31 protein-coding genes are annotated in these 26,296 nt (G+C 60.4%); 7 read left to right on the top strand and 24 right to left on the bottom strand.

The genetic code is table 11. From position 1 onward, the window contains the following. Positions 1–4 precede the first annotated feature (4 nt). Together BGIM_RS59590 and BGIM_RS59585 are read left to right on the top strand one after the other, a co-directional pair. A complete protein-coding gene (locus BGIM_RS59590) occupies positions 5–2,737 on the top strand; it encodes an McrB family protein (protein ID WP_020476323.1) in 2,733 nt (910 codons plus the stop codon). 76 nt (positions 2,738–2,813) lie between these two features. Next, positions 2,814–4,508 carry a serine/threonine-protein kinase gene (locus BGIM_RS59585; protein WP_052640283.1) on the top strand — a complete coding sequence of 565 codons (1,695 nt, stop codon included), beginning with the start codon at positions 2,814–2,816 and terminating at the stop codon, positions 4,506–4,508. 9 nt (positions 4,509–4,517) lie between these two features. Here the strand turns inward: BGIM_RS59585 and BGIM_RS0146030 are convergent, their stop codons facing one another. Together BGIM_RS0146030 and BGIM_RS0146025 are read right to left on the bottom strand one after the other, a co-directional pair. Then, positions 4,518–4,919: a hypothetical protein gene (locus tag BGIM_RS0146030; RefSeq protein WP_157369969.1), complete on the bottom strand. Its 402-nt coding sequence runs from the start codon at positions 4,917–4,919 to the stop codon at positions 4,518–4,520. Between the two features lie 49 nt (positions 4,920–4,968). Then, entirely contained in the window at positions 4,969–5,559 is a 591-nt protein-coding gene (locus BGIM_RS0146025) for a hypothetical protein (RefSeq protein ID WP_020476321.1), read from the bottom strand. A gap of 77 nt (positions 5,560–5,636) precedes the next feature. Here BGIM_RS0146025 and BGIM_RS56270 point away from each other — a divergent pair, with 77 nt between their 5' ends. Then, positions 5,637–7,871, top strand: coding sequence for a CehA/McbA family metallohydrolase (locus BGIM_RS56270; protein WP_020476320.1), 2,235 nt, complete (start codon positions 5,637–5,639; stop codon positions 7,869–7,871). A gap of 125 nt (positions 7,872–7,996) precedes the next feature. On the opposite strand, the gene map is transcribed toward BGIM_RS56270, so the two are convergent. From map to rpsJ, 21 genes are all read right to left on the bottom strand, one after another. Then, positions 7,997–8,854: a type I methionyl aminopeptidase gene (gene map, locus BGIM_RS0146015; protein WP_020476319.1), complete on the bottom strand. Its 858-nt coding sequence runs from the start codon at positions 8,852–8,854 to the stop codon at positions 7,997–7,999. 4 nt (positions 8,855–8,858) lie between these two features. Then, positions 8,859–9,509 carry an adenylate kinase family protein gene (locus tag BGIM_RS0146010; RefSeq protein WP_020476318.1) on the bottom strand — a complete coding sequence of 217 codons (651 nt, stop codon included), beginning with the start codon at positions 9,507–9,509 and terminating at the stop codon, positions 8,859–8,861. A gap of 144 nt (positions 9,510–9,653) precedes the next feature. Beyond that, on the bottom strand, positions 9,654–11,030 hold the full coding sequence (gene secY / locus BGIM_RS0146005; RefSeq protein WP_020476317.1) for a preprotein translocase subunit SecY: 1,377 nt from the start codon (positions 11,028–11,030) through the stop codon (positions 9,654–9,656). A 110-nt stretch (positions 11,031–11,140) separates the two neighbouring features. Continuing rightward, positions 11,141–11,647, bottom strand: a complete 507-nt coding sequence (gene rplO, locus BGIM_RS0146000) for a 50S ribosomal protein L15 (RefSeq protein ID WP_020476316.1) — start codon at positions 11,645–11,647, stop codon at positions 11,141–11,143. Continuing rightward, positions 11,647–12,147, bottom strand: coding sequence for a 30S ribosomal protein S5 (gene rpsE / locus BGIM_RS0145995; protein ID WP_020476315.1), 501 nt, complete (start codon positions 12,145–12,147; stop codon positions 11,647–11,649). The genes rplO and rpsE overlap by 1 nt, the downstream gene beginning before the upstream one ends. Positions 12,148–12,190: 43 nt before the next feature. Further along, positions 12,191–12,559 (bottom strand): 50S ribosomal protein L18, encoded by a 369-nt coding sequence (gene rplR / locus BGIM_RS0145990; RefSeq protein ID WP_020476314.1) that lies wholly within the window; start codon positions 12,557–12,559, stop codon positions 12,191–12,193. Positions 12,560–12,613: 54 nt separating this feature from the next. Beyond that, positions 12,614–13,171 (bottom strand): 50S ribosomal protein L6, encoded by a 558-nt coding sequence (gene rplF / locus BGIM_RS0145985; RefSeq protein ID WP_020476313.1) that lies wholly within the window; start codon positions 13,169–13,171, stop codon positions 12,614–12,616. Positions 13,172–13,229: 58 nt separating this feature from the next. Beyond that, positions 13,230–13,661 (bottom strand): 30S ribosomal protein S8, encoded by a 432-nt coding sequence (gene rpsH, locus BGIM_RS0145980; protein WP_020476312.1) that lies wholly within the window; start codon positions 13,659–13,661, stop codon positions 13,230–13,232. A gap of 86 nt (positions 13,662–13,747) precedes the next feature. Further along, positions 13,748–13,903, bottom strand: coding sequence for a type Z 30S ribosomal protein S14 (locus BGIM_RS67700; protein WP_072022335.1), 156 nt, complete (start codon positions 13,901–13,903; stop codon positions 13,748–13,750). A 161-nt stretch (positions 13,904–14,064) separates the two neighbouring features. Next, positions 14,065–14,607, bottom strand: coding sequence for a 50S ribosomal protein L5 (gene rplE, locus BGIM_RS0145970; RefSeq protein WP_020476310.1), 543 nt, complete (start codon positions 14,605–14,607; stop codon positions 14,065–14,067). A 95-nt stretch (positions 14,608–14,702) separates the two neighbouring features. After that, the gene (rplN, locus tag BGIM_RS0145965) at positions 14,703–15,068 is read right to left on the bottom strand and encodes a 50S ribosomal protein L14 (RefSeq protein ID WP_020476309.1); all 366 of its coding nucleotides are present in this window, start codon (positions 15,066–15,068) and stop codon (positions 14,703–14,705) included. Positions 15,069–15,120: 52 nt separating this feature from the next. Then, complete coding sequence (rpsQ, locus tag BGIM_RS0145960; RefSeq protein ID WP_020476308.1) at positions 15,121–15,444, bottom strand: 30S ribosomal protein S17; 324 nt, start codon at positions 15,442–15,444, stop codon at positions 15,121–15,123. Between the two features lie 3 nt (positions 15,445–15,447). Further along, positions 15,448–15,678 carry a 50S ribosomal protein L29 gene (rpmC, locus tag BGIM_RS0145955; protein ID WP_020476307.1) on the bottom strand — a complete coding sequence of 77 codons (231 nt, stop codon included), beginning with the start codon at positions 15,676–15,678 and terminating at the stop codon, positions 15,448–15,450. 81 nt (positions 15,679–15,759) lie between these two features. Continuing rightward, entirely contained in the window at positions 15,760–16,176 is a 417-nt protein-coding gene (rplP, locus tag BGIM_RS0145950; RefSeq protein ID WP_020476306.1) for a 50S ribosomal protein L16, read from the bottom strand. 42 nt (positions 16,177–16,218) lie between these two features. Further along, positions 16,219–16,956 carry a 30S ribosomal protein S3 gene (gene rpsC, locus BGIM_RS0145945; RefSeq protein WP_020476305.1) on the bottom strand — a complete coding sequence of 246 codons (738 nt, stop codon included), beginning with the start codon at positions 16,954–16,956 and terminating at the stop codon, positions 16,219–16,221. Positions 16,957–16,995: 39 nt separating this feature from the next. After that, complete coding sequence (rplV, locus tag BGIM_RS56260) at positions 16,996–17,418, bottom strand: 50S ribosomal protein L22 (protein ID WP_020476304.1); 423 nt, start codon at positions 17,416–17,418, stop codon at positions 16,996–16,998. Between the two features lie 59 nt (positions 17,419–17,477). After that, positions 17,478–17,768: a 30S ribosomal protein S19 gene (gene rpsS / locus BGIM_RS0145935; RefSeq protein WP_020476303.1), complete on the bottom strand. Its 291-nt coding sequence runs from the start codon at positions 17,766–17,768 to the stop codon at positions 17,478–17,480. 195 nt (positions 17,769–17,963) lie between these two features. Further along, positions 17,964–18,824, bottom strand: coding sequence for a 50S ribosomal protein L2 (rplB, locus tag BGIM_RS0145930; protein ID WP_020476302.1), 861 nt, complete (start codon positions 18,822–18,824; stop codon positions 17,964–17,966). A gap of 59 nt (positions 18,825–18,883) precedes the next feature. After that, positions 18,884–19,246 (bottom strand): 50S ribosomal protein L23, encoded by a 363-nt coding sequence (gene rplW, locus BGIM_RS0145925; RefSeq protein ID WP_020476301.1) that lies wholly within the window; start codon positions 19,244–19,246, stop codon positions 18,884–18,886. Positions 19,247–19,309: 63 nt separating this feature from the next. Continuing rightward, complete coding sequence (gene rplD, locus BGIM_RS0145920) at positions 19,310–20,050, bottom strand: 50S ribosomal protein L4 (protein ID WP_020476300.1); 741 nt, start codon at positions 20,048–20,050, stop codon at positions 19,310–19,312. A 116-nt stretch (positions 20,051–20,166) separates the two neighbouring features. After that, positions 20,167–20,493, bottom strand: coding sequence for a 30S ribosomal protein S10 (gene rpsJ, locus BGIM_RS0145915; protein WP_020476299.1), 327 nt, complete (start codon positions 20,491–20,493; stop codon positions 20,167–20,169). 486 nt (positions 20,494–20,979) lie between these two features. On the opposite strand from rpsJ, the gene BGIM_RS0145905 reads away from it, so the two are divergent. Continuing rightward, positions 20,980–22,257, top strand: a complete 1,278-nt coding sequence (locus BGIM_RS0145905) for a purple acid phosphatase family protein (protein WP_020476297.1) — start codon at positions 20,980–20,982, stop codon at positions 22,255–22,257. 15 nt (positions 22,258–22,272) lie between these two features. On the opposite strand, the gene BGIM_RS0145900 is transcribed toward BGIM_RS0145905, so the two are convergent. Beyond that, complete coding sequence (locus tag BGIM_RS0145900) at positions 22,273–22,848, bottom strand: hypothetical protein (protein WP_020476296.1); 576 nt, start codon at positions 22,846–22,848, stop codon at positions 22,273–22,275. Positions 22,849–22,922: 74 nt separating this feature from the next. Here BGIM_RS0145900 and BGIM_RS0145890 point away from each other — a divergent pair, with 74 nt between their 5' ends. The 3 genes from BGIM_RS0145890 (at position 22,923) to BGIM_RS0145880 (ending at position 25,918) form a co-directional block, all read left to right on the top strand. After that, on the top strand, positions 22,923–23,621 hold the full coding sequence (locus BGIM_RS0145890) for a hypothetical protein (protein ID WP_157369968.1): 699 nt from the start codon (positions 22,923–22,925) through the stop codon (positions 23,619–23,621). Positions 23,622–23,728: 107 nt separating this feature from the next. Further along, positions 23,729–23,998 carry a hypothetical protein gene (locus tag BGIM_RS0145885; protein ID WP_020476293.1) on the top strand — a complete coding sequence of 90 codons (270 nt, stop codon included), beginning with the start codon at positions 23,729–23,731 and terminating at the stop codon, positions 23,996–23,998. 516 nt (positions 23,999–24,514) lie between these two features. Beyond that, positions 24,515–25,918 carry a DUF1501 domain-containing protein gene (locus BGIM_RS0145880; protein ID WP_020476291.1) on the top strand — a complete coding sequence of 468 codons (1,404 nt, stop codon included), beginning with the start codon at positions 24,515–24,517 and terminating at the stop codon, positions 25,916–25,918. Positions 25,919–26,296 lie beyond the last annotated feature (378 nt).

The raw sequence follows: 26,296 nt of genomic DNA, 5'->3' as shown, positions 1-26,296 counted from the left end.
GTTGATGGCGGCTTCCATGACGGAACTGGTGTTGCCGGTGCTTCCCCTGTTGCGGACCTTCCTGAGCGAACCGCCGGGAATTCCCGCGCCCCGGCAACTGGCGATCCAAAACGCCGCCCGTGACTGGCTGAACACCGAATGGCTCGGCCAGGCCGACGAAGCCACCCTTCGCGGGCAATTTCTCCCCTTCTACGAATGTGTCGTCGATCCCCCGCTCCACTGCGAAACGGTCGCCCGCCGCGTGCGCTTTCTGCGATTCGGATTGAACTATCTCCTCGGCGGCACGGACCCGGTCGGAACCAAACTCGACCGGTGCGTGCTTCCCAAGGGGCCGTATTTTCAAGCCGGGTTCGGAATGCAATTCTGGACGGCGATCTTACAGGCCACCGCCCCGGCCCGCTTCCCCGGTTGGACTTCCCGGACGGCTGCCGCGTTGAACCGCTTCAAGCTCGGCAAGCGATCTGCCCGCGAAACCCCCGGCCAGCAATACACACGCCTCTTGGTGTTGACCGATGAACTCCGGGCGGCCGAGCCGACGCTCACCGGCTTCCAGTTGGATGCGTTTCTGGAAGCCATCGCCACGATGCACGGCCGCGAACTGACACCGGCCTCCAAGTCGGCAACCAAGGGATTGGAAGACCTCGCCCGCTCCGTCCGCACCAAGTATCCGCTGCGGGAACGCCTGAAGGCTAAACGCCAATCCGAGGCGACCATCCGCGACGAACTGACGCGGGCCATCGCCGCCACCGACGCGGCCGGTGTCCGTGCGGCGCTGGACATGGCCGATGTGCCGAACGCATCCATCCATGACGATTCATTAATGGACGTGACCACCGCTCTGTGGAACACCGATTTCCCGGAAGACTTGCTGACGGACATCTGGGGTTCCGGCCAACTATTGGGCGTCGGCTTGTCCTTCCCGGTGGCCATTCTGCATCTGCGAAACGCGGACGAATTCCCGCCGTGGGACGACGTGACCCGGCACGGTCTCGCCACGCTGGATGATGGCTATAACCCGATTGGCCCCCCGGCCGAGGGTTACCGCCTTTACCGGGAGGCGTGCGACGAACTTCGCCGACGCTTCCGGTTGCACCCGCTGGAAGTGCCCGACCTGTTTCGCATGGCCGCCCAACCGCCGGACCCGGTTCGCCGACCCGGCCCGAATTTTAACGGGTTCTGCGCGGACACGTTCCGCTTTCTGGAAGAACTCAAGGACAATAACCGCCGCGAGTGGATGGCCGATCACCGGGACCGCTATCACTTCGCGGTGCGGGAACCGCTGGTCGAACTCTGTTCCGGCCTTGTGGAACGCTACGTTCTTCCCCTGTTGAACATCCCGCATGGCTGGGACTTGGAGACGGACGCCCGCACAGGCAAAGCCCTCTCCAGCATCACGCGAAACGATCACGGCCAGAGCCAGCCTTACGAAACGGCCCAGTGGATCACGTTCTATCGTCGCAGCCAGCAGACCAAACGCGATGATGTTCAACTGTTCGTCCGGCTGGATGCCACCGGCCTCGCCTGCGGATTAAGACTCGGCCGCCGCGCGCGGGATGCGGGCAAGCGGTTCCGTTCCAACATCCAACAGCATGCCGAATTGCTGTTTCACCGGCTGCATGCGGCCCATGCGTTCTCATCGTGCGCGTTTCTCGATGATGCCGGCCAGCCCGTCCGCATGGATACCCCGGCCGATCTGCGGCGCTGGGCCACCGGCAAGAACCTGATGGCCGAGCGGCGTTTCCCGCGTGATTCCCAATTGCTTCGCGGGGATGATCTCGTCGGCGAGATCATGCTGACGTTTCACAAACTGCTTCCCGCCTATCGCTGCGGCGTGGACGATTCCCCGCAAGAGTGGCTCGCCCGGCCAACGCCGCTGTATTCGGCGAAGAACTTCCTCACAGAGACGTTTCTCGACGCCCAATGGCTGGAAACGGCCGCCTCCCTCTTGGGAATGAAGCGGCAACTGATTTTGCAAGGCGTGCCCGGCACCGGGAAAACCCACATCGCCCGGCATCTGGCCCGTTTGCTCACCAACGGCGACGAGACCCGCGTTCGTCTGGTGCAGTTTCATCCGGCGTATAGCTACGAGGAATTTGTCGAGGGGTTGAAACCGAAGACCGTCGAAATGAACGGCCGCAGCGAAGTGACTTATCCGGTCGAGGAAGGGGTGTTGTGTCAGTTCGCCCGCCTGGCCGCCGCCCAACCGGGCGATAACTTTGTGCTGCTTGTGGACGAAATCAACCGGGGGAACCTGCCCCGCATCTTCGGCGAACTGCTGTATCTGCTCGAATACCGGGAACATGAAATCGTCCTGCCGTACTCGCGCCGGCCGTTCCGGTTGCCGCCGAATCTGTATCTGATCGGCACCATGAACCTCGCCGACCGCTCCGTGGTGGCCGTCGATCAGGCGCTCCGCCGCCGGTTCAGCTTCGTGGAAATGCCCCCCAGCCGGGAGATTCTGGAACACTGGCTGGCCGACCACCCGGCCCGCGATTCCAAGATCGCCACCGCCACGGTCAACCTGTTCGAGAACCTGAACCGGCAATTGAGGGAAGACGCCGGCCCCGGCCAACAGGTCGGCCACAGCTACTTCATGATCTCCGACCTCGACGCGCCGCAACTGAGAATGGTGTGGGAACATCATGTGCGCCCCCTGCTCGCGGAGTATCTGGGGCATCAGCCGCAACGATTGGCGAGGTATGAGTTGGAGCGGTTTTTGAAGGCGGGGAAGGAATGAGTTTGGAGGCAATCCTCTTCATCACCCGTTAACCCGTTCCCTTATACTGTCTGAGGACAAGACCGCCGAGCATCATATGGCTGAGAAGTCGGACCCCACGCTTCCGAACCCTCGAACACCCGCCGGGGAGGATCTGATCCCGGAGGATGTCTCCGGCCGCGCGCTCGGGGATTTTGAACTGATCCGGCGAATCGGCGTCGGTGGCATGGGGTCGGTGTATCTGGCCCGGCAGAAGAGCCTCAAGCGGCAGGTGGCCATCAAGATTTTGCGGGCCGAACTCGCGGCCAACGTCACCGCCCTGCGGCGGTTTCAGGCCGAGGCCGAGGCGATCGCCAGCATCACCCATGCGAACATCGTGCAAGTGTATGCCATCGGCGAAAAAGACGGCCTGCACTACATGGCTCTCGAATACGTTGAAGGCCGGAATCTGCGGGACTTCTTCGAGAAAAAAGGCATCCCCGAACTGCCGGTGGCGCTGGAGATCATGCGGCAGGTGGCGGCCGCACTGGATCGGGCCGGAGAGTTGGGCTTTGTTCACCGGGACATCAAACCGGAAAACATCCTGCTCTCGAAAAAAGGGGAGATCAAGGTCACGGACTTCGGCCTGTCTCGCTGCTTCGCCGGCGATGCGGCGGTGAACCTGACCGCTTCCGGCGTCACGATGGGAACGCCGTTATATATGTCTCCGGAACAGGTGCGCGGCCAAGCGGTCGATCCCCGGTCGGACATTTATTCTTTCGGCGTAAGCTGCTATCACATGCTCACCGGGGAGCCGCCGTTCAAGGGGGCGACGGCCTTCGACGTGGCCTTGCAGCACGTCCAAAACGACCCCCGGCCCCTATCCGCGTTGCGGCCCGATCTTCCGGCCGATCTGGTCGGCCTCGTCCACAAGATGATGGCGAAACGCCCCGAAGACCGGCATCAGTCGGCCCGCGAAGTATTGTCCGATCTGGCGAAGTTTCAAGGCGGCCAAAGTCTGAATCTGCTGGGCAGTGGCATCATCCCCGGACTGCTCGCGTCGACGACGGCGAACGGCCCGGTCTCGTCGCAACCGACGGTGTACGGCCCGACAATGATCACGCAGGCGATCCCCGCCCCCCCGCGATGGGGCCGCTGGCTGGCGCTGGCCGGGTTGGCCGTGGCTTCGGTGGGCCTCGGGGCGACGGTCCATTGGGCCAAATCCCCGGCCGCCCCCAAGGTTGATCCGACGGCCGCTCTCGCGGACACTGACCCGCCGCCGGTCTTGCTGCGGGAACGGGAGCTTCGCAAGCTCATCAACGACCGCACGGTGAAAGTAGAAGTCGCCACCGATGCCCTGATTGAAATGGCGATGATCTTCCTCCGGGAACACCGATACGACGAGGCGACGAAACTCTTCGAGCCGGACGCCCTCCGCAAGCACGGAGCCTTCGAGATCGGCGTCCGCGAACCGGCCCGGTACAAGGATCAGTTCCACATCATGAGCATCGCCGGCAAGGCGATCGTGCTGGCATGGCAGGATCAGCCGGACGCCTCCAACGAAGAGTTTCTGAAACTGGTGCGGGAATATCCCCCGGTCCTCAAGTTCGAGAAGCCGGACCCGAAGCTGAAACCAAACATCAATCGCGGGCAATTGGAAGCCTTTTTCGTGCGAAACACCTCCGGCCCGGCCTGGCGAAAAGCCGTGAACGAAGCCCTCGACCGCAACCTGAAAAACTCCGGCGGCAAAATGCCGGAAACCCTCAACCGCCTGCGTTTCATTCCCGCCAAAGGACTGATGCCGAAGGGGTGATTTCCCCTGTCAGGGATGGTGTTCAGCCTGGATGATTCGATACCGATGAGATTTTTGCTCGACTGGCTGAGGGAACTCTTGCGAGCATGGCTCCAAGACAACCTCAGAACCAACAAGCGATGTTTCGAGGGCATGCCGGTAAATAATCAATCGAATCCCATCCAGAAGGAAGTCGGCATATTCACCCTCCTCCGGCACATGCCTGCCATAAAAAATCACGATCAACGATACAATCGGCGGAATGTCAACCAGTGATCCATCGCGATCAACACCCATGTGCTCGTGATGCACCGCCAATCCGGGAAGCAAATGTTTATTGGCGGGTCGCCGCACACCCTCCGCTAAGTCACTTCGGATTCCGGCCAACGCATCGGCTGTGATCGCAAATGGGAGATTGTGTCTCAAGTTCATGTTGTCGCCTCCGCCAAACATCATCAAATCACACGCAACAGACGGCCCGCTATTTCATCCGTTCCCGCACGGTGAACAACACCGGGCTTTCACCTCGAAAGCCCAATTCCTGGGTTCCCTGCCCCGCCTCGATGGTCACGGATAGTTCGTGCTTTCCGGTTGCCGAGGCGGTGATCGCCATGATACGGTATTCGACGGGCTGGCCGGTCAGGTCAGGCGTGATCTTCCCGTGCGAGGCAAAGGCAAGCGTGAAGGGGTTTTCCGGGGAACCGGCGTAGGCGCCGCGAACGGTCAGGCGTTGTTGGGCGCCGCTCTGGTTGACAACCTTCACCAGCATGTGCCGGGCCTCCCCGCGAACGAACGTCGCCACGGCCGGACCTCGGGCGAGTTTCACCCGGCCTTCCGGGTTGATGCTCACCACAAAGAGGGTCAGGTCGCCGAGGGCGTCGTGGATCGCCTCGGTATCACCCGACCGCAATGCCTTGGAAGATTCTTTGGACAGCGGCTGGCCGAGGGCCGCGAGGGCGGCTTCCGCTTGGATGACATGCTCGGCGAGCCGATTCGGCGGTTGGTCATCGGCCCGCGAGATGGCGGCAAAAGCGAAGGCCGTCAACAGCACGGCCGATGTTTGGAAGTTCATTCGGATTCTCCGGGGCGGCCCGTCCCAGCATACCCGACGCCCCCCGCGAAACAATCACGAACGCGAAGGAAACGGCGATGATTCGATCTCTCTCCCTCTGGGCCGTGTTGTTCACGACCGCGACGATGTTCGCGGAAGAACCCGCCTGGCCGACCGTCAATAACGTGGAGGCACAGCCATTGCTGGCCCAGGCGATACGCCTCGATCAGGCACTCGCCACGCTTGGCCAGCCATTGCCGGAAGCCACTCGAAAGGCGATTGCCGGGTTGCAGGCAACCGATCCGGCCTTGCCGGCGACCATCCAGAAATTACTCGACCCTCAATGTCTCGCGGCCGTCGAAATCGGCGACAAAGGCGTTGAAAAAGTGACGGCCGCCGCCGGCAAACAGGAATTGCTCGAACAGGGCTGGCGAATCTCGTTGGTGAAGGTGGTGAACAAATCGGGTTCGATGCTCGCCTTCAAGCCGGACAGCCCCGCCGCCCGGCCGGTGCCCGGCGGGCCGAAGGACGAGGTGGCCAACCGCTCGCTCATCTTGCTGCCGTATGGAGGGCAACCGCTGTTGCCAAACCTGAGCGGACTGGGGCTGGAATACACCATCTTGCAGATTTACAGCCGGGATGCGGGCGAGAAGACCGCCGAGATTTCCTTCCGCGTGGAAAAGGCCATCGTGCCGAAAAACTCCAAGCCAGACCCGAAAACCGCCACCGCGTCGGCGAAATTCACTTTCGACGCCAAACAATCCATCCCGGTCACGTTTCAGGTGAGCGAGTTCGACGGCACGCCGACGATGGCCGCTTTCTTGATCCGCGATATTGCGGGTCGGGTTTATCCCGCCCAAGCAAAACGGCTGGCCCCGGACTTCTTCTTCCAGCAACAGATTTACCGCTCCACCGGGGAGACGGTTCGCCTGCCCGCCGGGAAATACACGGTGATTTGCTCACGCGGGCCGGAGTCTGTTCCCGAGACAAAGGAACTCGTCGTGGGGGACAAGCCGGGAACCTTCCGGTATACGGTAAACCGATGGATCGACCCCTCAAAGACGAACTGGTTCAGCGGGGATCATCACATCCACGCAGCCGGTTGCCTGCACTACGACAACCCGACCGAGGGGGTTGAACCCGCCGACATGATGCGGCATGTGCTGGGCGAAGATTTGAAGGTGGGTTGCTGCCTCACATGGGGGCCGTGCTTCGATTATCAAAAGCGATTCTTCACCGGCAAACCGGATGACGTTTCCAAATACCCCTATCTTCTCCGCTACGACGTGGAGGTGAGCGGCTTCGGCTCGCACGCCTCCGGCCACCTGGACCTGCTGCGGCTCAAGGAACAGATTTTTCCGGGCGGCACTTCCAAAACTCACTGGCCAACGCTGGGGATGAACACGCTGCGCTGGGCCAAAAAACAGGGCGCCGTCACCGGGCCGGCCCATTCGGCCAACGGCCTCACCCGGTTCGTCGGCCGCATTGAGGGAGCCAAGGACGGAGAGGGCAAGCTGCCGAACTTCAACATTCCGGCCTACGACGGCATCGGAGCGAACGAGTTCATCGTGGACGTTACACACAATGTTCCCAACGCGGACGGCACACTCGTGCCCGCGATTGACTTCATCAGCACGATGGACACGGACCGCACGGCCGAGTGGAACATGTGGTATCACGTCCTGAATTGCGGCTTCCGCACGCGGGCCAGCGGCGAGACGGATTTTCCGTGTATCACCGGCGAGCGGGTCGGTTTGGGCCGTGTGTACGCAAAGGTGGACGGCAAACTGGACTTCGACCGCTGGGTGCAATCAATCGCCGACGGCCGAAGCTACATCAGCGACGGCACGACTCACTTGATGGACTTCACGGCAACGTCCAATGAAATCAAACTGGAAGTCGGGACCAAAGGGAGCGAAGTGAAGCTCGAAAAGCCGGGCGAAATCACCTTCACGGTGAAGGCCGCCTCTTGGAAACCACTCGCCAAAACCGCGGATGTGGAACTGGTGGTCAACGGCCGGCCACTCTCCAAACAGGCCCTGCCCACGGACGGCAAAGTCCACGACCTGACCTTCAAGGCGAACATCTCCGAAAGCAGTTGGGTGGCTCTGCGCGTGACGCCGTCTGCCCACACCAACCCGTTTTTCGTGGTGGTAGACGACAAGCCCGTCCGGGCCAGCAAGCACAGCGCGGAGTGGTGTTTCGCGGGGGTGGAACAATGCTGGAAGTCAAAAAAGGGAACGTATCACAAAGATGAACTGAAACAGGCCGAGGCCGATTACGACCACGCCCGGAAGGTGTTCAAAACGATCATCGGGGAATGTGTCAAATGATAGTTGGTTGAAGGCGAAGGTTTCTGCCTTGGGCGGGCCAAGGCAGATGTCCAAGATTATTGGTTGCTAGAAATAGATTTGGGCGAAGAGGCCGTTTGCCTGCTTCTCTTCGCAGCCGCTCGCCGTCAACCCTTCACAACACCAGCCGTCTCCGGCCAGCGAATTTCGCCTCGCGGGTCGCCTTCGTCGGCCGTCAGAACGACGACGCCTTGCGGCGTGAGGGCCAGCGTGTGTTCCACATGGACGCTCGGCATCCCGTCGCGGGTGATGACAGTCCATTGGTCGTTGAGGAGTTCCACCTCGCACTGCCCCATGTTCACCATCGGCTCGACGGCCAAAACGATGCCCGGTTCGAGCCGGAAGTCGCCGCTCTTGCGGAGTTCCTTGTTCACAAAGTTGGGAACCTGCGGGGCTTCGTGCATCTCCCGGCCGATGCCGTGGCCGACGTATTGCTCGACGACGCTGAAGCCCGCCTCGACGGCCTTCCGCTGCATCTTCTGGGCGACCTCGGACCACCAACGCCGGCGGCCGATCTCCTCGATGGCCGTTTGCAACACGCTCTCTGCCACCCGCACCAGCCGCAACCGTTCCGGGCGGACCGTGCCAATGGGAATGGAGACGGCGGCATCCGCGCACCAGCCATTGAGTTTGCAGGCGGTGTCGACTTTCAGCAAATCGCCATCCCGCAGGAGGCGGTTCCCGGGGATGCCGTGAACGACTTGTTCATTGAGGGAAATACAAGTGACCGACGGAAACGGCGTGCCGTTGGCTCCGGGATCGTAACCCTTGAAGAGGGAGATGGCACCGTGAGCAAGATACAGGTTTTCAACGGCCTGATTGATGTCCGCGGTTTTGACGCCGGGCTTCGCCATCTCGCGGCAAAGCCGCAGGGCTTTGGCCACGACCTTGCCGGCCTCGCGCATCAGAAGCATGTCGCGGAGGGTTTTCAATTCCGGCGGTTTCTGGATTTCTCGCCGCAGCACGGTGTCAACTCCGTCCCGTCAGGTGGGTCACGATCATGGCATGAATTCCCTCAATCTCGCCGACCGAGGGAATTACTTTCAACAGGCCGTTCGCCCGGTAGCGAGCCACGAGGCTTTCCGTGTTTGTGTGGTACAACCGGAGGCGGGAACGAATCACTTCCTCGCGGTCATCTGGTCGCTGGATGAGCATTTCACCGTCATGATCGCAAAAACCGGTGACCTTTGGAGGGCAATCGTCGGCATGGTAAACATGGCCGCACGCCGGACAGACATGACGGCCGGACAGCCGCCGCACCACTTCCTCGTCTTCCACGCACAACTGAACGACGGCCTGTGGTTCCCGGCCGAGTTCGGACATTCGGCGATCAAACCAGACGGCTTGGGCCAGCGTTCGCGGGTAGCCATCCAAAACATAAGCATCGGGCCGGTCGATGCTGGCGAAGAGTTCGCCCACCAGTTCGTTCACCAGATCATCCGAGGCCATGACGCCATCGCGAATCACCGGTTCCAGCCTCTTGTCGGTGGAATTCCCCCGGCGAAAGGCATCCCGGAGGATGTCCCCGGTCCCGATATGGCGAAGGCCGAACCGCCGCACCAGCATTTTGGCCTGGGTGCCTTTGCCGCTTCCCGGAGGGCCGACCAAAACCAGTCGCATTTCTCGCCTGACGCACGGGAACGAAAACAAACCGGGATGAGATTGCTGTTGGCTTGGATCAAACCCCGCTTGCCCCGTGCTCATTCAAGAGGACAAGACAAGCGGGGTAGGCTGCCTTTTGCCGACCGAACCGACCGGTTTAAATCAATCTTCGGTGAGGCTGGCGTAACCACGCATCACCAGATGGCTGTTGATCTTGGTGACCAAGTCGAGGCAAACGCTGACGACGATCAGCAAGCCCGTGCCCCCGAAGAAGCTGGCGATCTTGGGATCAACTTCCAATTCGGATTGCACCAGCGTCGGGATGATCGCAATCACCGCCAGGAACGCCGCCCCGACATACGTGATGCGGGTCAGCACCTTTTCCAGATAGTCGGATGTGCTTTTGCCGGGCCGGTAGCCGGGGATGAAACTGCCGTAATCTTTGAGGTTGTTTGCCATGTCCTTCGGGTTGAAGGTGATGGCCGTCCAGAAGTAGCAGAAGAAGTAAATCAGGGCGATGTACAGGACATTGTACACCCATCCGCCGGAGCGCTGGAAGTTGGAGCCAAGCTCCTCGGCCCAGGCGGTGCCCGTTGTCGAGCCGATGGTCATGAAGAGGAAGCTGGGGATAATCAGCAGACTGCTGGCGAAGATCACCGGCATCACCCCGGCCTGATTCACCTTCAACGGAAGGAACTGCCGGGTGCCCCCGTAGACGCGGCGGCCGCGAACGTGCTTGGCCGACTGGGTCGGGATGCGACGCTGAGCCTTGGTGATGGCGACGACGGCCATCACCACGCCGACGAACAGGGCCAAAAGCATCATCAACTTCTCAAAACTGATATCCCCGGTGCCGGAGCCGAGCGTGAACAGGGAGTCCTTCAACCCGCCGTTCACGGAGTCGAACAGCAAGCTGCGGGTGGCGTCCGGAATCCGGCCGACGATCCCGGCCATGATGATGAGGGAGATGCCGTTGCCGATGCCGTACTCGTCGATCTGCTCGCCAAGCCACATCAGGAAGAGCGTTCCGGTCGTGACGGTGAGCACGGACGAAAAACCAAACCAGTAATAATTGAAATCGATGTTGTACCCCGGCGCCATCAGATCCTTGCCGCCAACGGAGATCAGCCCCCGAATCCAGAACGTGGCTTGGATGACAGTGATCGGAATCGTGAGATAGCGTGTGTATTCGTTAATCTTTTTCTGGCCGTTGGGCTCCTTGCGGAGCTTCTCCAGATATGGCGACAGCCCGGAGGCCGAAAGCAGTTGCAGGATGATGGAGGCCGAGATGTACGGCATGATGCCGAGGGCGAAGATGCAGGCGTTCGTGAGGTTCCCGCCGGAGAACGTCGACACGAGGCCGAGCACCTGGCCGAAGGAGCCGGCCGACTCGGCGGCCATCTTCTCGGCCAGTTTGTTCTGGTCGATGACAGGCAGGGGGATGCAATACCCGATGCGGTAAACGATCAGGAACAGCAGCGTGATGTAAATCTTCTTCCGGAGTTCCGGAATCATGAAGATCGTGACGAGCTTCCGCATCGGGATTTCCCTTTCCAATCCGTCTCATGAAACGGCAAATGACCAATACCGGATGACGGTTGCACCGAGCATCGGATATTGGTCATTTGCGGCCTGAATCCTTCGACCGGTCATTTGACCTTGGCCGGGCGCGGCTTCATCTTGTTTTTGACCGGCTTCTTCGGCGGGGCGATCAGGGTGATCGTGCCCCCCTTTTCCTCGATCTTCTGCTTGGCCGAGGCCGAGAAGAAGTTGGCGGAGATGACCAGTTTCTTGGTCACTTCGCCCTGACCGAGAATACGGACACCAGCGAGGGACTTTTTCGCCAGACCTTTTTTGCGAAGGCTGTCGGCGTCCACCACTTCGCCTTCATTGAAGAGGGCGTCGATGTCGCCAATGTTGACGACGTTGAACTTCGTCAGGAACTGGCCGTTTGTGAAACCACGCTTCGGGATGCGACGGAACAACGGCGTCTGACCGCCGATGAACGTGATCCCCGGCAACCGGGCGCCAGCACTGGAGTACTGGCCCTTGTGACCGCGACCGGCCGTCTTGCCTTGTCCGGAGCCGACACCGCGGCCGACGCGACGCTTGAGCTTGCGTTTCTGGGCGCCTTCGTGAACTGTCGTGAGATCCATTAGAGCTTGACTCCCCGCAGCGCGGCAACATCTTCCCGCGTGCGCAATTGGGCCAGTCCGTCGAGGGCGGCCTTGACGAGGTTAATCGGATTCGTGCTGCCGTGCGTCTTGGTCAGGATGTTGCGGATACCGCAAGCCTGCAACACTTCGCGAACGCCGGGGCCGGCCTTCACCCCCGTGCCCGGACCGGCCGGGACAAGGATGACCTTGCTGGCGCCGTATCGGCCGACCACCCGGTGGGGGATCGTTTCGCCGCGCATCGCCACTCGCTTGCTGCGCTTGACGTTGGCTTCGGCGTCTTTCAGGGCCTTTTCCACGGCCGGCGGCACTTCATTGGCCTTGCCGTAACCGTAGGAAACACGTCCCTTTTCGTCGCCGACGACGACCAAGGCGTTGAAGCTGAAGCGGCGGCCACCCTTGACCACGCACGCGCTTCGGCGGATCTTCACCACGAAGTCCTTGTAATTCGACTGCGACCCGCCGTCTCGATCTTTTGCCATGAGTCTTCGCCCTAATCGCGGAAGCGTGCGTGTATGTGGAGAATTAGAATTCCAACCCGTTCGCCCGGGCCGCGTCGGCGAGGGCCTTCAACCGTCCGTGATACTTGAAGTGGCCCCGGTCGAACGCCACTTTTGTGATGCCCTTCGACTTGGCCGTCTCCGCGAGGATCTTGCCAAGGTCGGTGGCGGCCTGAATGTTCGAGCCGGACTTGTGCCCGGTCTTGAAGTCCTTGGCCTTCGTGTCGGCGGCGGCGAGCGTCACGCCCTTCATGTCGTCGATCAACTGCACATAAATGTGCTTGGAGGACCGGAAGACGGTCAGGCGGGGACGTTCGGCGGTGCCGGTGATCTTGGCCCGGACCCGGCTGGAACGTCGAACCTGACGACGATGTTTGAGTTTCTGTGCGTCCATTGAATCAGTTCCGTGGGGCGGTTCGCCCGCCCGTGTATTTCATGAGGAAAAGGATCAACCACCACTGGCGAAGGACTTGCCTTCCTTGCGACGGATGACTTCGTTTTCGTAACGAATACCCTTCCCCTTGTAGGGTTCCGGCTTGCGGGAGGCCCGGATCTCGGCGGCGAACTGACCGACCTTTTGCTTGTCGGCCCCCTTCACCTGGATCTGCGTGCCTTCTTTGTCGAGCACCTCGACCGTCACCCCTTCGGGCGGCGTGTGGGTGATCTGGTTGGCAAAGCCGACCGACAGGACGACGGACTTCTTGTCCATCCGGGCCTGATAACCGAGGCCTTCAATCTTCAGCTTCTTGGTGAAGCCGGTCGTCACGCCGACCACCATGTTGTTGATGAGCGTGCGGGTCAGGCCGTGCAGGGCGCGACTCGTGCGTTCATCGTTGGGCCGGGCGACGGTGATCGCCTTGGCGGCCGCGTCGTGCTTCACGATCATGGTCGGGTTGAAAGACAATTCCAGCTTGTCCTTCTTGCCTTCGACGACGATCTTGGAGCCGGCGATGTTGATTTTGACATCACCGGGAACGGGGATCGATTGTTTGCCGATACGAGACATATTTCCAACTCCTCCGGAGAGGCTCAGCGTTCCATTTGCGAAAAACCGCGATCACCGCTCACCACACGAGGCACAACACTTCGCCGCCGACGCCGACCTGCTTGGCCTGACGATTGCTCATCACCCCCTTGGAGGTGCTGAGAATCGCGATCCCCAAGCCGTCGAGAATCTTCTTGAGTTCCTTGGCGCCTTGGTAGTAACGGCGGCCGGGACGGCTCGACCGGCTGATGTGCCGGATGACCTTCTCGCCTTCCGGACCGTACTTCAAGAACACACGCAACACCGCGCCGGGTTCGCCGGTCGTGGCCCCCTCGGTGAAGTTACCGTGATCGAGCTTGCCGATCTGGAAGTCGGCGATGAAGCCCTCTTCCTTCAACACGCGGGCGATGTTCGCCTTCAGGTTGGTCGCCTTCATGTCGGCCGCCCCGCGCTCGATGGAATTCGCGTTGCGGATGCGGGTCAGCATGTCGGCGACAGGGTCGGTCATCATGGCAGGTTCAACGCTTCAAATCGGGTGAATGCTTCGTGGTTCGTTTTGGCGGCTTCTCAAGAAGACCGCCGGGGCATCACAACGGCTTACCAGCTGGCTTTGCGGACGCCGGGGATCAACCCGCTCGACGCCAAGTCACGGAAACAAATCCGGCAGATGCCGAACTTGCGATACACGGCCCGGCCGCGACCGCAAATCTTGCAGCGCATCTTGATGTGAATCTGCTCGCGGGGCGTGAGCATCTTCTTGGGGTCCCGCTGGCCTTCCGGCTTGCGGATCTCCGCCTTGTGGAGGTCGATGCTTTTCAGTTCCCGTTTGAACCGGGCTTCCTTGGCGTTCGTCGACATCGCTTGTTCTTCTCGTCAGTCAGTGTTCTCGGCGGTTACGACTCGGGACGGTTTGCTCAGGCTTCGCGGAAAGGCATTCCGAACAGCTTCAGCAGTTCGCGGGCTTCTTCGTCGTTGCGGGTGGTCGTCACGATCGTGATGTCCATCCCCTGGGTGAAGTTGACCTTGTCCGGGTCGATTTCGGGGAAGATCAATTGTTCGGAGACGCCCATCGAATAGTTGCCGTTGCCGTCGAAGGACTTCGGGTTGATGCCGCGAAAGTCACGAATCCGGGGCAGGGCCACATTGATGAGACGGTCAAGGAATTCATACATCCGCTTGCCGCGGAGGGTGACCCGGCAGCCGATTTCCGAGTTTTCACGGAGACGGAAACCGGAGACGGCCATGCGGGACTTGGTGATCTGACACTTCTGGCCGGCGATGCTCGTGAGCTGCTCGGCCGCCTGTGTCATCCGGTTCTTGTCCTGGAGGGCCTTGCCGACGCCCATGTTGAGGACAATCTTCGTGATCTTCGGAAGACTGTGGACGTTCTTCCGGCTGAATTTCGTGCCCAATGCTGGGACGATTTCCTTGGTGTAGCGTTCCGCCAAGCGTGCCATCTGGTCCTGATCCCTGACCCCTTGGGGAATCTCCGATGACCGACCGGAGATTCAGAGTCGTTAAAGCCTGTCCGAACATGACAAAAACACAACAGTCAGACCACTTCGGCGGCGAGACTGAGAATCTTACTGAACTTTTCGCGGAGTTCGCGGGCGACGGCGCCGAAAATACGGGTGCCGCGCGGGTTCATTTCGTTGTCGATCAGCACGATCGCGTTGTGATCGAACTTCACATAGGTGCCATCGTCGCGACGGAGGGCCTTCGTCGTGCGGACGACCACGCCCTTGACCACTTCACCCGGCTTGACATCGCCACCGGGAAGGGCCTTCTTGACGGAGGCCACGATCACGTCGCCAATTCCGGCCGTGCGACGCCGCGAGCCGCCCAGCACCTTGATGCACATGCACTCTTTGGCGCCGGTGTTGTCGGCCACGTCCACATAGGTATACATCTGAATCATGAGTCACCGTGCCTTCTTCTACTTGTGTCTTCGAGGTCCGATCCGACACTCTTTAGACCTTGGGGACTTCGGCAACGGCGACCTTGGCGGGAGCCTTCCGAACCACCGACTTCAGCGTCCAGCGCTTGGTCTTCGACAGCGGGCGGGATTCGACGATTTCAACAATGTCACCCATGCCGGAGACATTGGCTTCGTCGTGGACGTAACAAATCGTCCGTTCGCGGAGGTACTTGCCGTAGCGGGGGTGCTTGACCAGCCGCTGGACATCGACGCGCCGGGTCTTGGCGTTCGAGTCACGGGTCACCACACCGGTAAGCGTCCGCTGACGGGGGGTGTTGGCTTCCTTGGCCGGAGTGTTCGGAGTCGCGTCAGCCATGTCTTACGCCTTCTTCTCTGCAAGCTTCTCGTTGGCCAGTTCACGTTGACGCTGGACGGTCTTGATCCGGGCGATGGAGCGCCGGGCCTTCAACATTTCGCTCGGGGTTTCCAGGCGATCCGTGGCCGATTGGAAACGGAGCTTGAACAAATCACGTTCAATGTCCTTGAGCGTGAGAGCCAGTTGCTCCTCGCTCATGTTCCGGTAATCGGCGGCTTTGGGTTGTTTGGCCATCGTTCGGTTCCCGTTCAACGTCGCCGCGGGCGAAACGCCCGCGATGCGGTTCTTACTCGTCTGTTATCTGTCTGATCTCGGTCAGCTCGCCTGTCGCTTCACGAAGCGGCAGCGAAACGGCATCTTGTACGCCACGCGGGCGAGACAGTCGCGGGCCGATTGCTCGGGCAACCCGCCGACTTCAAACAAAATCATGCCGGGCTTGATGACGGCGGCCCAGTATTCCGGTTCGCCCTTGCCCTTGCCCATCCGGGTTTCGGCCGGGATGGAGGTGATCGACTTGTGCGGGAAGACCCGGATGTACAACCGGCCTTCGCCACGCATGAACTGGGCGACCGTCACGCGGCCGGCTTCGAGAGCCTCCGCCGACAACCAGCCCCCTTCGAGCACCTGCAGGCCATACTCACCGAAGGCCACCGTGTTCCCGCGAGAGGCAACTCCGCGGACGCGGCCGCGTTGCACCTTGCGGAACTTCACTCTTTTCGGCATTTGCGGCATGGGACCGTCTCCTCAGTCTGTCTTCTGTTGTTCCGGCCTGTCTTAGTTGGGACGCCCGCCGCCACCACCCTGGCCATCACCATCCCGCCGGGGGGCACGCCGACGACGCCGGGCCGGAGCCCCTTGGTTGGCGTCGGGAGCCTCTTCCGTCAGGTAATCCCCGTTGTTGATCCAAACCTTGATGCCGATGTTGCCCTGCGGCGTAGTGGCTTCAAAAAAGCCGTAGTCCACCTTGGCCCGCAACGTCGAAAGCGGCACGCTTCCGGACATCGACTTTTCGCATCGGGCCATTTCCGCCCCGCCCAGCCGGCCGGACAGTTGCAGCTTGATCCCCTTGGCCCCGGCACCCATCGCCTTTTCGGTGGCCTGCTTCATCGTCCGGCGGAAGCTGGAGCGCTTTTCCAGTTGCTCCGCGATTTCGCTGGCGATAATCTGCGGGTCCGTTTCGGGCCGACCCACTTCGATCGTCTTGACTTCGATCACCCGGCGGGTGAGGTTCTGAAGCAATTGCGTCAGCTTGTCGATGTCCGCGCCCTTTTTGCCGATGATCACACCGATCTTCGCGGAGTGAATGGTGACGATCACCTTTTCACGGGTCCGCTCGATCTGGATCTTGGCGATCTGGGGACGCTTCTTCTTCAACAGCTTCAACACGAACTTGCGGATGTTAAAATCTTCCACCAACAGTTCGGAGAAGTCGTTCTTGTTGGCGTACCAACTGCTCTGCCAGCCGATCATAATGCCGGTGCGAAAGCCCGTCGGTCGAATTTTCTGGCCCATCGTGCCACTCTCCAGGCAATACCGTCAATTGTTTCGAAGTTACTGGGCGGCCACGGGGGCCGGAGCCGTCGGCGTGGTCGGCTGGACCAGCGTCGTGTTCGGCGTGAACGTCAATTCTTCCTCGGCTGACTTCAGCGACACGTGCACATGGCACAGGCGGCGAAGAATCGAGTAGGCCGTTCCGCGAGCTCGCGGCATGATCCGCTTGAACATTGGGCCGTCGTCCACGCGGGACTCGGAGACCAGCAGTTCTTCGGGTTCGCGTTCGCCCCGGTCACCGGCATTGCCGATGGCGCTCTTGAGGACTTGCTCGACCAGCCGCGCCCCGCGGTTGGGAACAAACTTCAGCAACTCAAGGGCTTCGTCAGCGCTCTTGCCGCGAATCAGGGCGGCAAACGGCCGGACCTTGCGGGCCGACATGTCGCCGTATCGATGAGTCGCCTTGTATTCCGTTGATGCCATGACCGTTTCGCCTGCCTGTTGACCAATGATTCACCGCCGAAAAGCCGGAACCAAACTGCTTACTTGCCGCCCGCCGCCGGAGCCGGTTTCTTCCCGCCGCCGTGGCCCCGAAAGGTCCGGGTGGGGGAGAATTCACCGAGCTTGTGGCCCACCATGTCTTCTGTCACGTAGACCTTGATGTGTGCCTTGCCGTTGTGCACCAAGAAGGTCAGGCCGACGAATTCCGGGGTGATCGTGCAATCACGAGCCCAAGTCTTGATCGGTTCGCGGCTGGCTGTGGAGAGGGTCTTCTCGACCTTCTTCTGAACCTTCGCGTCCACATAGGGACCTTTTTTCGACGAACGACTCATGTCGGCTGTATCCGCTAAGGTTCCGCAATTTCGCAGAACGAACTTCTTATATTTTGCATAATCGCGCGGCTAGAGCGCGAAACCCACATTTCATGATTCAAGACAAAACGAGACGAACAGAGGGCATCAAAGCGTCGAGCCTTGAGGCCCCGGTTCGTCTCGGCGTCGCGCCAACCGCATCGCGGTCGACCAGACTCAGGCCGTGTTCTGATGCTTGCCGGGCTTCCGGCGCCGCATGATCGCGCTGCTGGACGGCTTCCGCTTCTGGCGGGTCTTGCCCCCCTTGGCGGGCACGCCGCTCGGCGAACAGGGATGGCGTCCGCCCTTCGACCGGCCTTCGCCACCACCCATCGGGTGATCGACCGGGTTCTGCGACGTTCCCCGTTGGTGGGGCTTGCGACCCATCCAGCGTTTCCGACCGGCCTTGCCTATCGAGATGTTCATGTGGTCCGGATTCGAGATCGAGCCAATGCTGGCCCGGCACGAAACCGGCACCCGGCGGATTTCACCGCTCGGCAGCGTGATCTGCACCCAATCGCCTTCGCGGTTGGTGAGCGTCGCGCTACACCCGGCGCTGCGGCAGATCTGGCCGCCGCGACCCGGTTGCAATTCGATGTTGTGAATGAACAAGCCCAGCGGAATCCGACCGAGCGGAAGGCAGTTGCCCACCCGCGGTTCGGCATCCGGACCGGAAGCCACGACATCGCCAGCCTGAAGACCCTCGGGGGCCAGGATGTATGCCTTTTCCTTGTCGGCATACTCGATCAAGGCGACACGTGCCGAACGGCTCGGATCGTACTCAATGCTGAGCACGTTGGCCAGGACGCCGTCCTTCTTGTTCCGCTTGAAGTCAACCAGGCGGAGCATCTGCTTGTGTCCGCCACCCCGGAATCGAACAGTGACGATCCCTTGGTTGTTGCGGCCGCCTTTTTTCTTGCGGCGAACAAGCAGGGACTTTTCCGGCTTGTTCACTCGCGGCGTCGTGCATTCGGCGAAGTCACTCACCGAACCGCTTCGACGGCCCGCCGATGTCGGCTTGTATTTACGAATTCCCATTTCAATCTCATCCGAAAAACGGTGTGCTGGTCAGATCCGCGCCAATCCGGGGCCGTCCGTTAGAAGAAGTCGATCTTGTCGTTCTCGTTCAACGTCACGATGGCCTTTTTCCAGTCCGGCGTGCGACCCATCTTGAAGCGGAAGCGGCGGGTCTTGCCGTGCCGGATCTGGGTGGTCACGTGTTCAACGCGGACGCTGAACATCTCTTGGATGGCCGCCTTGATCATCGGCTTGGTGGCATCCGCATGAACCTGGAACGCGTAGGCGTTGTACCGGTTGCTTTGGTGCGTACCCTTTTCCGTCACCAGCGGCCGCAGCACCACTTGGTGCGGACGCAGGACAAATCCCGGTTCACCGGGGGTGTCGATAAACCGCAGCTTGTTCTTGCGGCGGTATTTGACGGGACGCGGTCGTGATTGCATGACACTCTACCCACAAAAAAACCAGCGAGTCCCACGATGCGGACCCGCGGCGGTGTTCGGAAGTTAGCTCTTTGCCTTGGTCAATTGTTCAAGGGCCGCCTTGGTCAGCACGAGCCGCTTGGGCCGCAGCACTTCGTAGGCGTTCAGGTCGCTGGCGGGCATCACGGTCACGCCCGGCATGTTGCGGGCCGACTTGTAGACCACGCTGTCAATCTTGTCCGTGCCGATGAGGCAGGTGAGATTAATTTTCTTCGGCTTCGGGGCGGTCTGCCCTTCGGGCACCGGCTTCGTCGAAACTTTTTCGACTCCGCGAAGTTTCAGGGCGGCGAGGATGCCGGCCATTTCCTTGGTCTTCACGGCGGCGAGACCGAAATCGTCCACGATCACGGCTTGCTTGTCGCGGATCTTGGCGAGGATGGCCATCTTGGTGGCCGCCCGCAGGGCCTGCTTCGGCAGGGCGTAGGAGTAATCACGCGGCTTCGGGCCTTTGGCGGTACCACCACCGCGCCGCTTGTTGGTCCGCTTGGTGCCGGCCCGGGCGTTGCCGGTTCCCTTTTGGCGGAACAGCTTCTTCGTGCTGCCGGCCACTTCGCCCCGGCGAAGCGTGTGGTGGGTGCCCGCCCGTTGGTTGGCTTCATACATCAGGACGGCTTCGTGAAGAAGAACCGGGCTGATCTTGCCGCCGAGATCCTCGGCGTTCACCGTGACCGAGCCAACTTCCACGCCCTGTCGGTTGAACACGGGCACGACGAACGAACCGGTGACGGTTTCAGTACGCGGGGATTTGGGATGTTCGGAAACCATCGCTTGCGATCCTTAACCATCAAGAAGGGCCGACGCGTCCGCCAGTGTCGGGAGACGCCCCAGCCCCTGTGAGATTCCGTGGAAGAAACTTTTATTATTGCGCCCGGTCCGGCTGTTCAAGCACCCGGGGCCATCACCTTGATTTTGATGTCCACGCCCGGCGGAAGACTGAGGCCTTTGTTGAGGGCTTCGATCGTCTTCACGGTCGGCTGGAGAATGTCGATGAGCCGTTTGTGGGTACGGATCTCGAATTGCTCGCGGGACTTCCGGTCGATGTGCGGGCTGCGCAGAACGGTGTATCGTTCGATCCGCGTCGGAAGCGGAATCGGCCCGTGGACTTCGGCGCCGGTTCGCTTGGCGGTGTCCACGATTTCCAGGGCCGTGCGGTCCAGGCTCTCGTGGTCATAACCTTCCATCCGGATGCGGATACGTTCGCTTTGCATGCCTGACTCTCGACGTCCCTGCCTGCGGGCTCGTCGCCTCGTGACGTTCTATTCGGGAAAGAACTACAGTATTGCGCCGTCAATCACCCGACAACATTCACATGCGAAAATCTTTGAAAGTCGTCTTAAATTGGCACGATTTGTGCGCGGCCAAGCCGCTCCGATCAACTTGATTTTTTCTTTCTTGAAATTGGTGAACGTGGAATTAAGGCGGGCCATTTCTTCAACTGATGGGGTTTGACAGGTTGAGGAATCGCCATCCCTGACGACCTGCCATCGTCGCCGCCGGTTCATGCCGTTTTGGCTTGTCAAGGTGGAAAACCAACCGCAACAGGTTCATTCAACACGCATAAACTCTGACCTTTCGCAGTTTTATTAAAATTTTATTTGATTCGCAGTCAAACCGCCCGACAATAATTTGTACCTGCCGACATCCTGCCATCCCACCCGCCAATACTCGGTCTCAAAAGACTGGATCAGAGCCATATGTTTCACCTTTCGCGCCGGGGGTTCATCGGAGCCTCCCTCGCCGGGGTTGCCTCCGGACAATTTGTCGGTCCGGAATCGCCGGCCAACGCCATCTCGCCCGCCCCCGTTGATTCGGCCTCTCTTTCGACGCTTTTCCTCACTTGGCAAAGCGATCCGACCACCACGATGACCATCCAGTGGGTCGGCAACCTCAGCCAACCGGCGGACACCACAGTTTATTACTGGCCTGCCAACATCGATCCGTTGTTCACCTTTCGCCAGCCGCAACCGACGCGAGGCAAACCATACCCGAAGGCGAACCACCAAGTCTTCCGGGCGGAACTGACCGGCCTCACCCCGGACACCGAATATTGCTTCACCGTCGGTCGACAGGGTAAGAAGATTTACCGTTTCCGCACCATGCCGTTGCGGGCCAACGACACGATCAGCTTCATCTCCGGCGGCGATTGCGGGGCCAACCCGCACACGATTGCCAACAACATTCAAGCCGCCCGCCAAGACCCGATGTTCGCGGTCATCGGCGGCGACCTCGCCTACGAAAACGGCACTTCGGCCGATACTCATCTGGCTTTCCTGCGCAACTACAGCCAGCACATGGTCGGCAAGGACGGCCGACTCATCCCCATGATCGCCTGTCTGGGCAACCACGAAGTGGACGGAGGATACGGCCAGCCCCGCTCCAAGGCCAAATTCTTTTACTCCCTCTTTGACGGACTGTTTCCCGAACGCGGTTTCGCCACCCTCGATTTCGGCGATTACCTCAGTTTGGTGCTGTTGGACACCGGCCACACCACCCCCATTGAGGGGGAACAAACGGCCTGGCTGGAACGAATCCTCCGCGACCGGGCCGATCACCCGAACGTCTTCGCGGTGAACCACGTTCCCGCTTATCCCTCGTTCCGGAGTCCCGAAGGAAAAGGGGGCACCGGAGTCGGCAACCGCGAGCATTGGGTGCCACTGTTCGAGCGGCATCGCGTCCCGGTCGTTCTCGAACACCACGACCACACCTTCAAGCGAACCAAGCCGCTGCTGGACGGCATGGGGAACAACAACGGCGTGCTTTATTTGGGCGACGGATCATGGGGCCAGGTGCGGGCGCCGCAGAAACCCGAGAAGTTGAGCGTGATGGCCAAAACCAGCGGCGAGTATCACCTCTCGCTGCACCGGATTCAGGGAGAAGAACGCTTCCACATGGCCCTCGACGAACGCGGCCGGGTGATGGATGTGTGCCGCAGCGGCCAACGCAAAGCCGGGTTGGTTCCGACGGCGAGTTGAGACCGGTTTGGCCAATCACCAGCGGAAATTCTTCAGCAATCCCTCGGCCGCCCGCGTCAAACTGTCATCGCGTGATGTCGCCCGCAATCGGACCTTCCACCATTGCTGTTCGTGGCGAACGGCGAAGACGTAAACCAGCCCTTTCAACTCCACGCCGGTCGCCCCGCGCGGGCCTCCCGCGAACGACAGCCGAAAGCCGGATTGATCGCCGCTTTTGCATGGCTCGGGCTTGCCGGCCTTGTCTCCATACAGCGATTGCAGGCTGTTGAATTCCCCGTCGCCAACCGATTTGTCGTCCAAATTCTCTTCCAGTTTCGACCACTGGATGGATACTTCAACCGGCGGCTCGCGCCGTCGCATCGACAGAGAAACGACCCCACTTTGATCGGTCACCCCGAGATTGTCCCACCCTCGGGGATAGACAAAGCCAACCCCGGAAGGCCGGTCCAGATGTCCCTTCGTCTCGTCAAACGCCAGACGGGCGGGGACCGTCGGCGCCGGGGCGGTCTCGGGCGAGGGAACAGCCGGATTCTCCGTCGGCTTGGCCTGACAGCCGGCCAACACGATAAGGATGAGCGGGAAAACACGCACGATTCATCTCCTTCGATGTTGGATCAATTGTACCGCCTCGCGGGCATCATCCGGCAAATCCGGGGTTGCGACGGATGGCGGACCTCATCCATGCGAACGCGAATCCGCCGGGAATCGTTTTGACAGCCGGAAGCGGGCCAGACAGCCTGCGCGGCTGGCATGGATCAATGATCGCTTGCCAATGGAATCAGACAGAAATTGTTCCATATGCCATACGTTCGGCAGATTTGCGAAACGGAGGATTTATCATGACACGGACAGACCATGTTCAACGGGTTTTGGCCGAGTTTCGAGTCTCCTTCCCAACAACGCTGCCATTAACAACCGAAACTGTTTGGCATCGGACATGGACTGCATCGGAGTCGCGGGCTTTCAATCGCAAATCCGGCTGGAAAAAGGCCACCGGCGTCTACCTCTTCATTGATTTTTGCGCGGAGAATGACTTTCACAATGAATCAACAGGAGAACGATTCAGCGTCATTCGCAGAATTGGGAAGGCTGATTACGCGTTTGCCGACCGAATTAGCGACTACGGCCATACGGTTTCTGGCGACCCAGGAACACGGTTCGCGTGGGATAAATGGGATGGATGCTGGCAGGAATGGTTCCGATATGGCCAAATAGATATCGTTCGCATTGATAGAGAGTTTTCAAATTCTCTTGAGCTCTTCTTGCTCGGCCGCATTCCGACCGAATGCAACGACAAAGACACACCAATCGCCATCAAGGGAAAGCCGATCATTTACGACTCAGAATCAAGCTTTGGAAGTTAAGCGGGACAGCGCCACCAAACCCGACATCGCGTCTGACCGGGGCCGCCATGTTCGTTTCTCGCGGCAGCAAAATATTGCAAGGGGTCCGACAAGCAGAGGAAGATCGGATGCGGTCTCTCGGACGTCTGCTGCGACAGATTGGCTGGGAGTGCCTCGTCTGGGGAGTTGGCGCCCCGTTTTACGTCGTCATGGTGGGGCAGGAACTCGGCAGCGACCGGGTCTGGCGTCTGGTTGCTCCGAGATGGCGCGAACGCTGGCCGGGTTATCTGGCTGGCGTCATGATGGAAGCTGTTTGGATGGGCGTGTATTGGTCGGCTTTGTGGGGCATCATGATCGGCATTCCCTTCCTCGCCTGCCGTTGGCTGACCGGTGATTGATCGGGTCCGCCCGTTCTTCGGCTCAAGCGGATCGGCGGTTTTGGCAGACCGAACATCGCAAGTTTTGGCCTCTTCCCCACGAGCAATGACGTTACACCCCTTTCGTCTTCCGGATTTTTAAACCGGTCAAAATGCGTCCAAAAAGTGACCGGAAAAGGTGAAAAACAGCCTTCCGGCGACCATTTTTGGACAGTTGGACACCCACCCGGCTGGTCAAAACCAGTGGGCCAACTGAACAGTATTTTTCAAAACCCCCGGTAAATCGACACTTCGCCTGATGATTTTGGAGTAATCCGGGGCATTTGGGCCACGGAGAAGCATTAATCGGACGTTCACCTGATGGCGCCAGCCGACGAACGCTCGCGGGCGTTTTGAGACGAAATCAGATGGCGAAAGTTTTGCCTCCTTGCTTCCCTTGGCGGAACCTTTCCGCCAAACTATCGTCATAAGCAAGACACCCGCCGGCCATGATTCACCGTTGGCCATCCTTAACATTCCGAAAGCTGGAACGCCGTCATGGTTGATCCGCTCCCGTTCCATCTCAATCGCCGGGCATTCTTGGGTTCCGCGTTCTTTGGCCTCTCGACGCTCGCCGGGGTTTCCTCTTCCTTCGCGGCCACCGGTTCCACAGGCAAAGCCAAGCGGGTGTTGGTGATTTACGAGCAAGGGGGCCTGTCCCACATGGACACGTGGGACCCCAAGCCGGAGGCGCCTTCCGACCATCGAAGCCCTTATAAGCCGATTGACACGAACGTGCCGGGGATTCGCTTCACCGAATTATTGGCAAAGACGGCCAAAGTAGCGGATAAACTCGCCATCGTGCGGTCAATGTGCCACACGCGCGGCGGGGCCGACGCCCACCCGAACGGGACGCAATACTCCCTCTCCGGATCGCACCCGGCCGCTAACCCATTCGACATGCCGGACATCGGCTCCATCGTCGCCCATGTGCAGGGTTCGAGCTGCAAGTTCCTGCCCCCATACATCATGGTGCCGGGGAATCATGAACAGGCGGCCGAGACCCGGCACGGATTCCTTCCCGCCGGTCGCAAGGTCTTCAAGACCGGTGGATACGACGTTTCGGATCCGAAATGGAAGATCGACGCCCTGCTCCCCCGGTCGGAAAACATCGGGGATCGTCTCGGCAACCGCCACGATTTGCGGAACCTGCTCGACCAGCAAACGGCCAAGACCAGCGCCTCGTCGGACGCCCAAGGATTGCCGGGTTTTTACGACCAGGCCGTGAACATGTTGACCAGCCCGCAAGTGTCGAAAGCCTTCGACCTGCGGCAAGAACCGCAAGCTATCCGGGATGCCTACGGCGCCGGCCATCGCGGGGCGTGTTATCTGGTCGGCCGCAAGCTGATCGAGGCCGGGGTGAAGTTTGTCACCGTCGATTGCCGCTGGCCCAAGGGGAAGGACACCCCGAACGGCGCCGGCAATTTGAACTGGGACCACCACGACCACATTTACGCGAAACAGACCTGTGAACTCCCCGGCGCCACCGGAGCCGGGGCCGGGCGTTACGGCATCGCCCACTGGGTGATGATGGGTTCCACGGACCAAGCCTTCGCCGCCCTGATCGCCGACCTGCACCAACGCGGCTTGCTGGAGGAAACGCTGGTCTGCTTCGTCTCCGAATTTGGCCGCACGCCGAAGATCAACGCCGCCAAGGGCCGCGACCACTGGACCCACGGCTACACCACCGTCTTCGCCGGGGCCGGAACCAAGGGGGGCCAGGTGGTCGGCAAGACGGACAAGGAAGGGGGCTACGTGGTCGATCAACCCCACACGCCGGAAGACTACGCCTCCACGATCTACGAAAAACTCGGCATCGACCGCACCAAGCCGATCTACATGCCCAGCAACCGCCCCGTGTTCTTCGGCCACGCTGGAGAGCCGATTGCGGAAGTGATGTGAGATTGAAGAGCAAAAGCAAGCGGGAACAATAAGCGGTCAGCAGCCAAGGTACTCCGCACGCTCCGAGCCTGTGAAAAAATCGTCGCACCGGTTTGCTTCGTGGCCAAAGCATCTTCCCGAGCGGGTCTTGCCGGCGTTCTCGCGAACGCCCGACCGGGCTTCCGGTGACTCCGGAAGCCCTCGCCGCCCGATTTCAACTTGTTTTACGTCGTCGGGCGCGCACCCTCCCCTGAAAAGGCGGAGCGATAGGTCATGATTCTCCCGAAATTGTGGGCCACCGCGTGCCACAGGGCCATCGTCAGCGCCTTGTCCCGGCCGCGCACCGTCAGCCGGTAAAAGTTCCGGTTCCGAACCCGGGCGTTCACCCATTCGGCCGTG

The organism is Zavarzinella formosa DSM 19928 (assembly GCF_000255705.1).
Taxonomy (GTDB): domain Bacteria; phylum Planctomycetota; class Planctomycetia; order Gemmatales; family Gemmataceae; genus Zavarzinella; species Zavarzinella formosa.
The sequence above is the reverse complement of the archived record's forward strand: the minus strand, read 5'-3'. Positions and strand labels throughout refer to the sequence as shown.

What these genes read in the sequence shown, in the direction of transcription:
- BGIM_RS59590 (WP_020476323.1), top strand. Translation starts at nt 5, where the DNA reads ATGGCGGCTTCCATGACGGAACTGGTGTTGCCGGTGCTTCCCCTGTTG.
- BGIM_RS59585 (WP_052640283.1), top strand. Translation starts at nt 2,814, where the DNA reads ATGGCTGAGAAGTCGGACCCCACGCTTCCGAACCCTCGAACACCCGCC.
- BGIM_RS0146030 (WP_157369969.1), bottom strand. Translation starts at nt 4,919, where the DNA reads ATGAACTTGAGACACAATCTCCCATTTGCGATCACAGCCGATGCGTTG.
- BGIM_RS0146025 (WP_020476321.1), bottom strand. Translation starts at nt 5,559, where the DNA reads ATGAACTTCCAAACATCGGCCGTGCTGTTGACGGCCTTCGCTTTTGCC.
- BGIM_RS56270 (WP_020476320.1), top strand. Translation starts at nt 5,637, where the DNA reads ATGATTCGATCTCTCTCCCTCTGGGCCGTGTTGTTCACGACCGCGACG.
- BGIM_RS0146010 (WP_020476318.1), bottom strand. Translation starts at nt 9,509, where the DNA reads ATGCGACTGGTTTTGGTCGGCCCTCCGGGAAGCGGCAAAGGCACCCAG.
- secY (WP_020476317.1), bottom strand. Translation starts at nt 11,030, where the DNA reads ATGCGGAAGCTCGTCACGATCTTCATGATTCCGGAACTCCGGAAGAAG.
- rplO (WP_020476316.1), bottom strand. Translation starts at nt 11,647, where the DNA reads ATGGATCTCACGACAGTTCACGAAGGCGCCCAGAAACGCAAGCTCAAG.
- rpsE (WP_020476315.1), bottom strand. Translation starts at nt 12,147, where the DNA reads ATGGCAAAAGATCGAGACGGCGGGTCGCAGTCGAATTACAAGGACTTC.
- rplR (WP_020476314.1), bottom strand. Translation starts at nt 12,559, where the DNA reads ATGGACGCACAGAAACTCAAACATCGTCGTCAGGTTCGACGTTCCAGC.
- rplF (WP_020476313.1), bottom strand. Translation starts at nt 13,171, where the DNA reads ATGTCTCGTATCGGCAAACAATCGATCCCCGTTCCCGGTGATGTCAAA.
- rpsH (WP_020476312.1), bottom strand. Translation starts at nt 13,661, where the DNA reads ATGATGACCGACCCTGTCGCCGACATGCTGACCCGCATCCGCAACGCG.
- BGIM_RS67700 (WP_072022335.1), bottom strand. Translation starts at nt 13,903, where the DNA reads ATGCTCACGCCCCGCGAGCAGATTCACATCAAGATGCGCTGCAAGATT.
- rplE (WP_020476310.1), bottom strand. Translation starts at nt 14,607, where the DNA reads ATGGCACGCTTGGCGGAACGCTACACCAAGGAAATCGTCCCAGCATTG.
- rplN (WP_020476309.1), bottom strand. Translation starts at nt 15,068, where the DNA reads ATGATTCAGATGTATACCTATGTGGACGTGGCCGACAACACCGGCGCC.
- rpsQ (WP_020476308.1), bottom strand. Translation starts at nt 15,444, where the DNA reads ATGGCTGACGCGACTCCGAACACTCCGGCCAAGGAAGCCAACACCCCC.
- rpmC (WP_020476307.1), bottom strand. Translation starts at nt 15,678, where the DNA reads ATGGCCAAACAACCCAAAGCCGCCGATTACCGGAACATGAGCGAGGAG.
- rplP (WP_020476306.1), bottom strand. Translation starts at nt 16,176, where the DNA reads ATGCCGCAAATGCCGAAAAGAGTGAAGTTCCGCAAGGTGCAACGCGGC.
- rpsC (WP_020476305.1), bottom strand. Translation starts at nt 16,956, where the DNA reads ATGGGCCAGAAAATTCGACCGACGGGCTTTCGCACCGGCATTATGATC.
- rplV (WP_020476304.1), bottom strand. Translation starts at nt 17,418, where the DNA reads ATGGCATCAACGGAATACAAGGCGACTCATCGATACGGCGACATGTCG.
- rpsS (WP_020476303.1), bottom strand. Translation starts at nt 17,768, where the DNA reads ATGAGTCGTTCGTCGAAAAAAGGTCCCTATGTGGACGCGAAGGTTCAG.
- rplB (WP_020476302.1), bottom strand. Translation starts at nt 18,824, where the DNA reads ATGGGAATTCGTAAATACAAGCCGACATCGGCGGGCCGTCGAAGCGGT.
- rplW (WP_020476301.1), bottom strand. Translation starts at nt 19,246, where the DNA reads ATGCAATCACGACCGCGTCCCGTCAAATACCGCCGCAAGAACAAGCTG.
- rplD (WP_020476300.1), bottom strand. Translation starts at nt 20,050, where the DNA reads ATGGTTTCCGAACATCCCAAATCCCCGCGTACTGAAACCGTCACCGGT.
- rpsJ (WP_020476299.1), bottom strand. Translation starts at nt 20,493, where the DNA reads ATGCAAAGCGAACGTATCCGCATCCGGATGGAAGGTTATGACCACGAG.
- BGIM_RS0145905 (WP_020476297.1), top strand. Translation starts at nt 20,980, where the DNA reads ATGTTTCACCTTTCGCGCCGGGGGTTCATCGGAGCCTCCCTCGCCGGG.
- BGIM_RS0145890 (WP_157369968.1), top strand. Translation starts at nt 22,923, where the DNA reads ATGGCGGACCTCATCCATGCGAACGCGAATCCGCCGGGAATCGTTTTG.
- BGIM_RS0145885 (WP_020476293.1), top strand. Translation starts at nt 23,729, where the DNA reads ATGCGGTCTCTCGGACGTCTGCTGCGACAGATTGGCTGGGAGTGCCTC.
- BGIM_RS0145880 (WP_020476291.1), top strand. Translation starts at nt 24,515, where the DNA reads ATGGTTGATCCGCTCCCGTTCCATCTCAATCGCCGGGCATTCTTGGGT.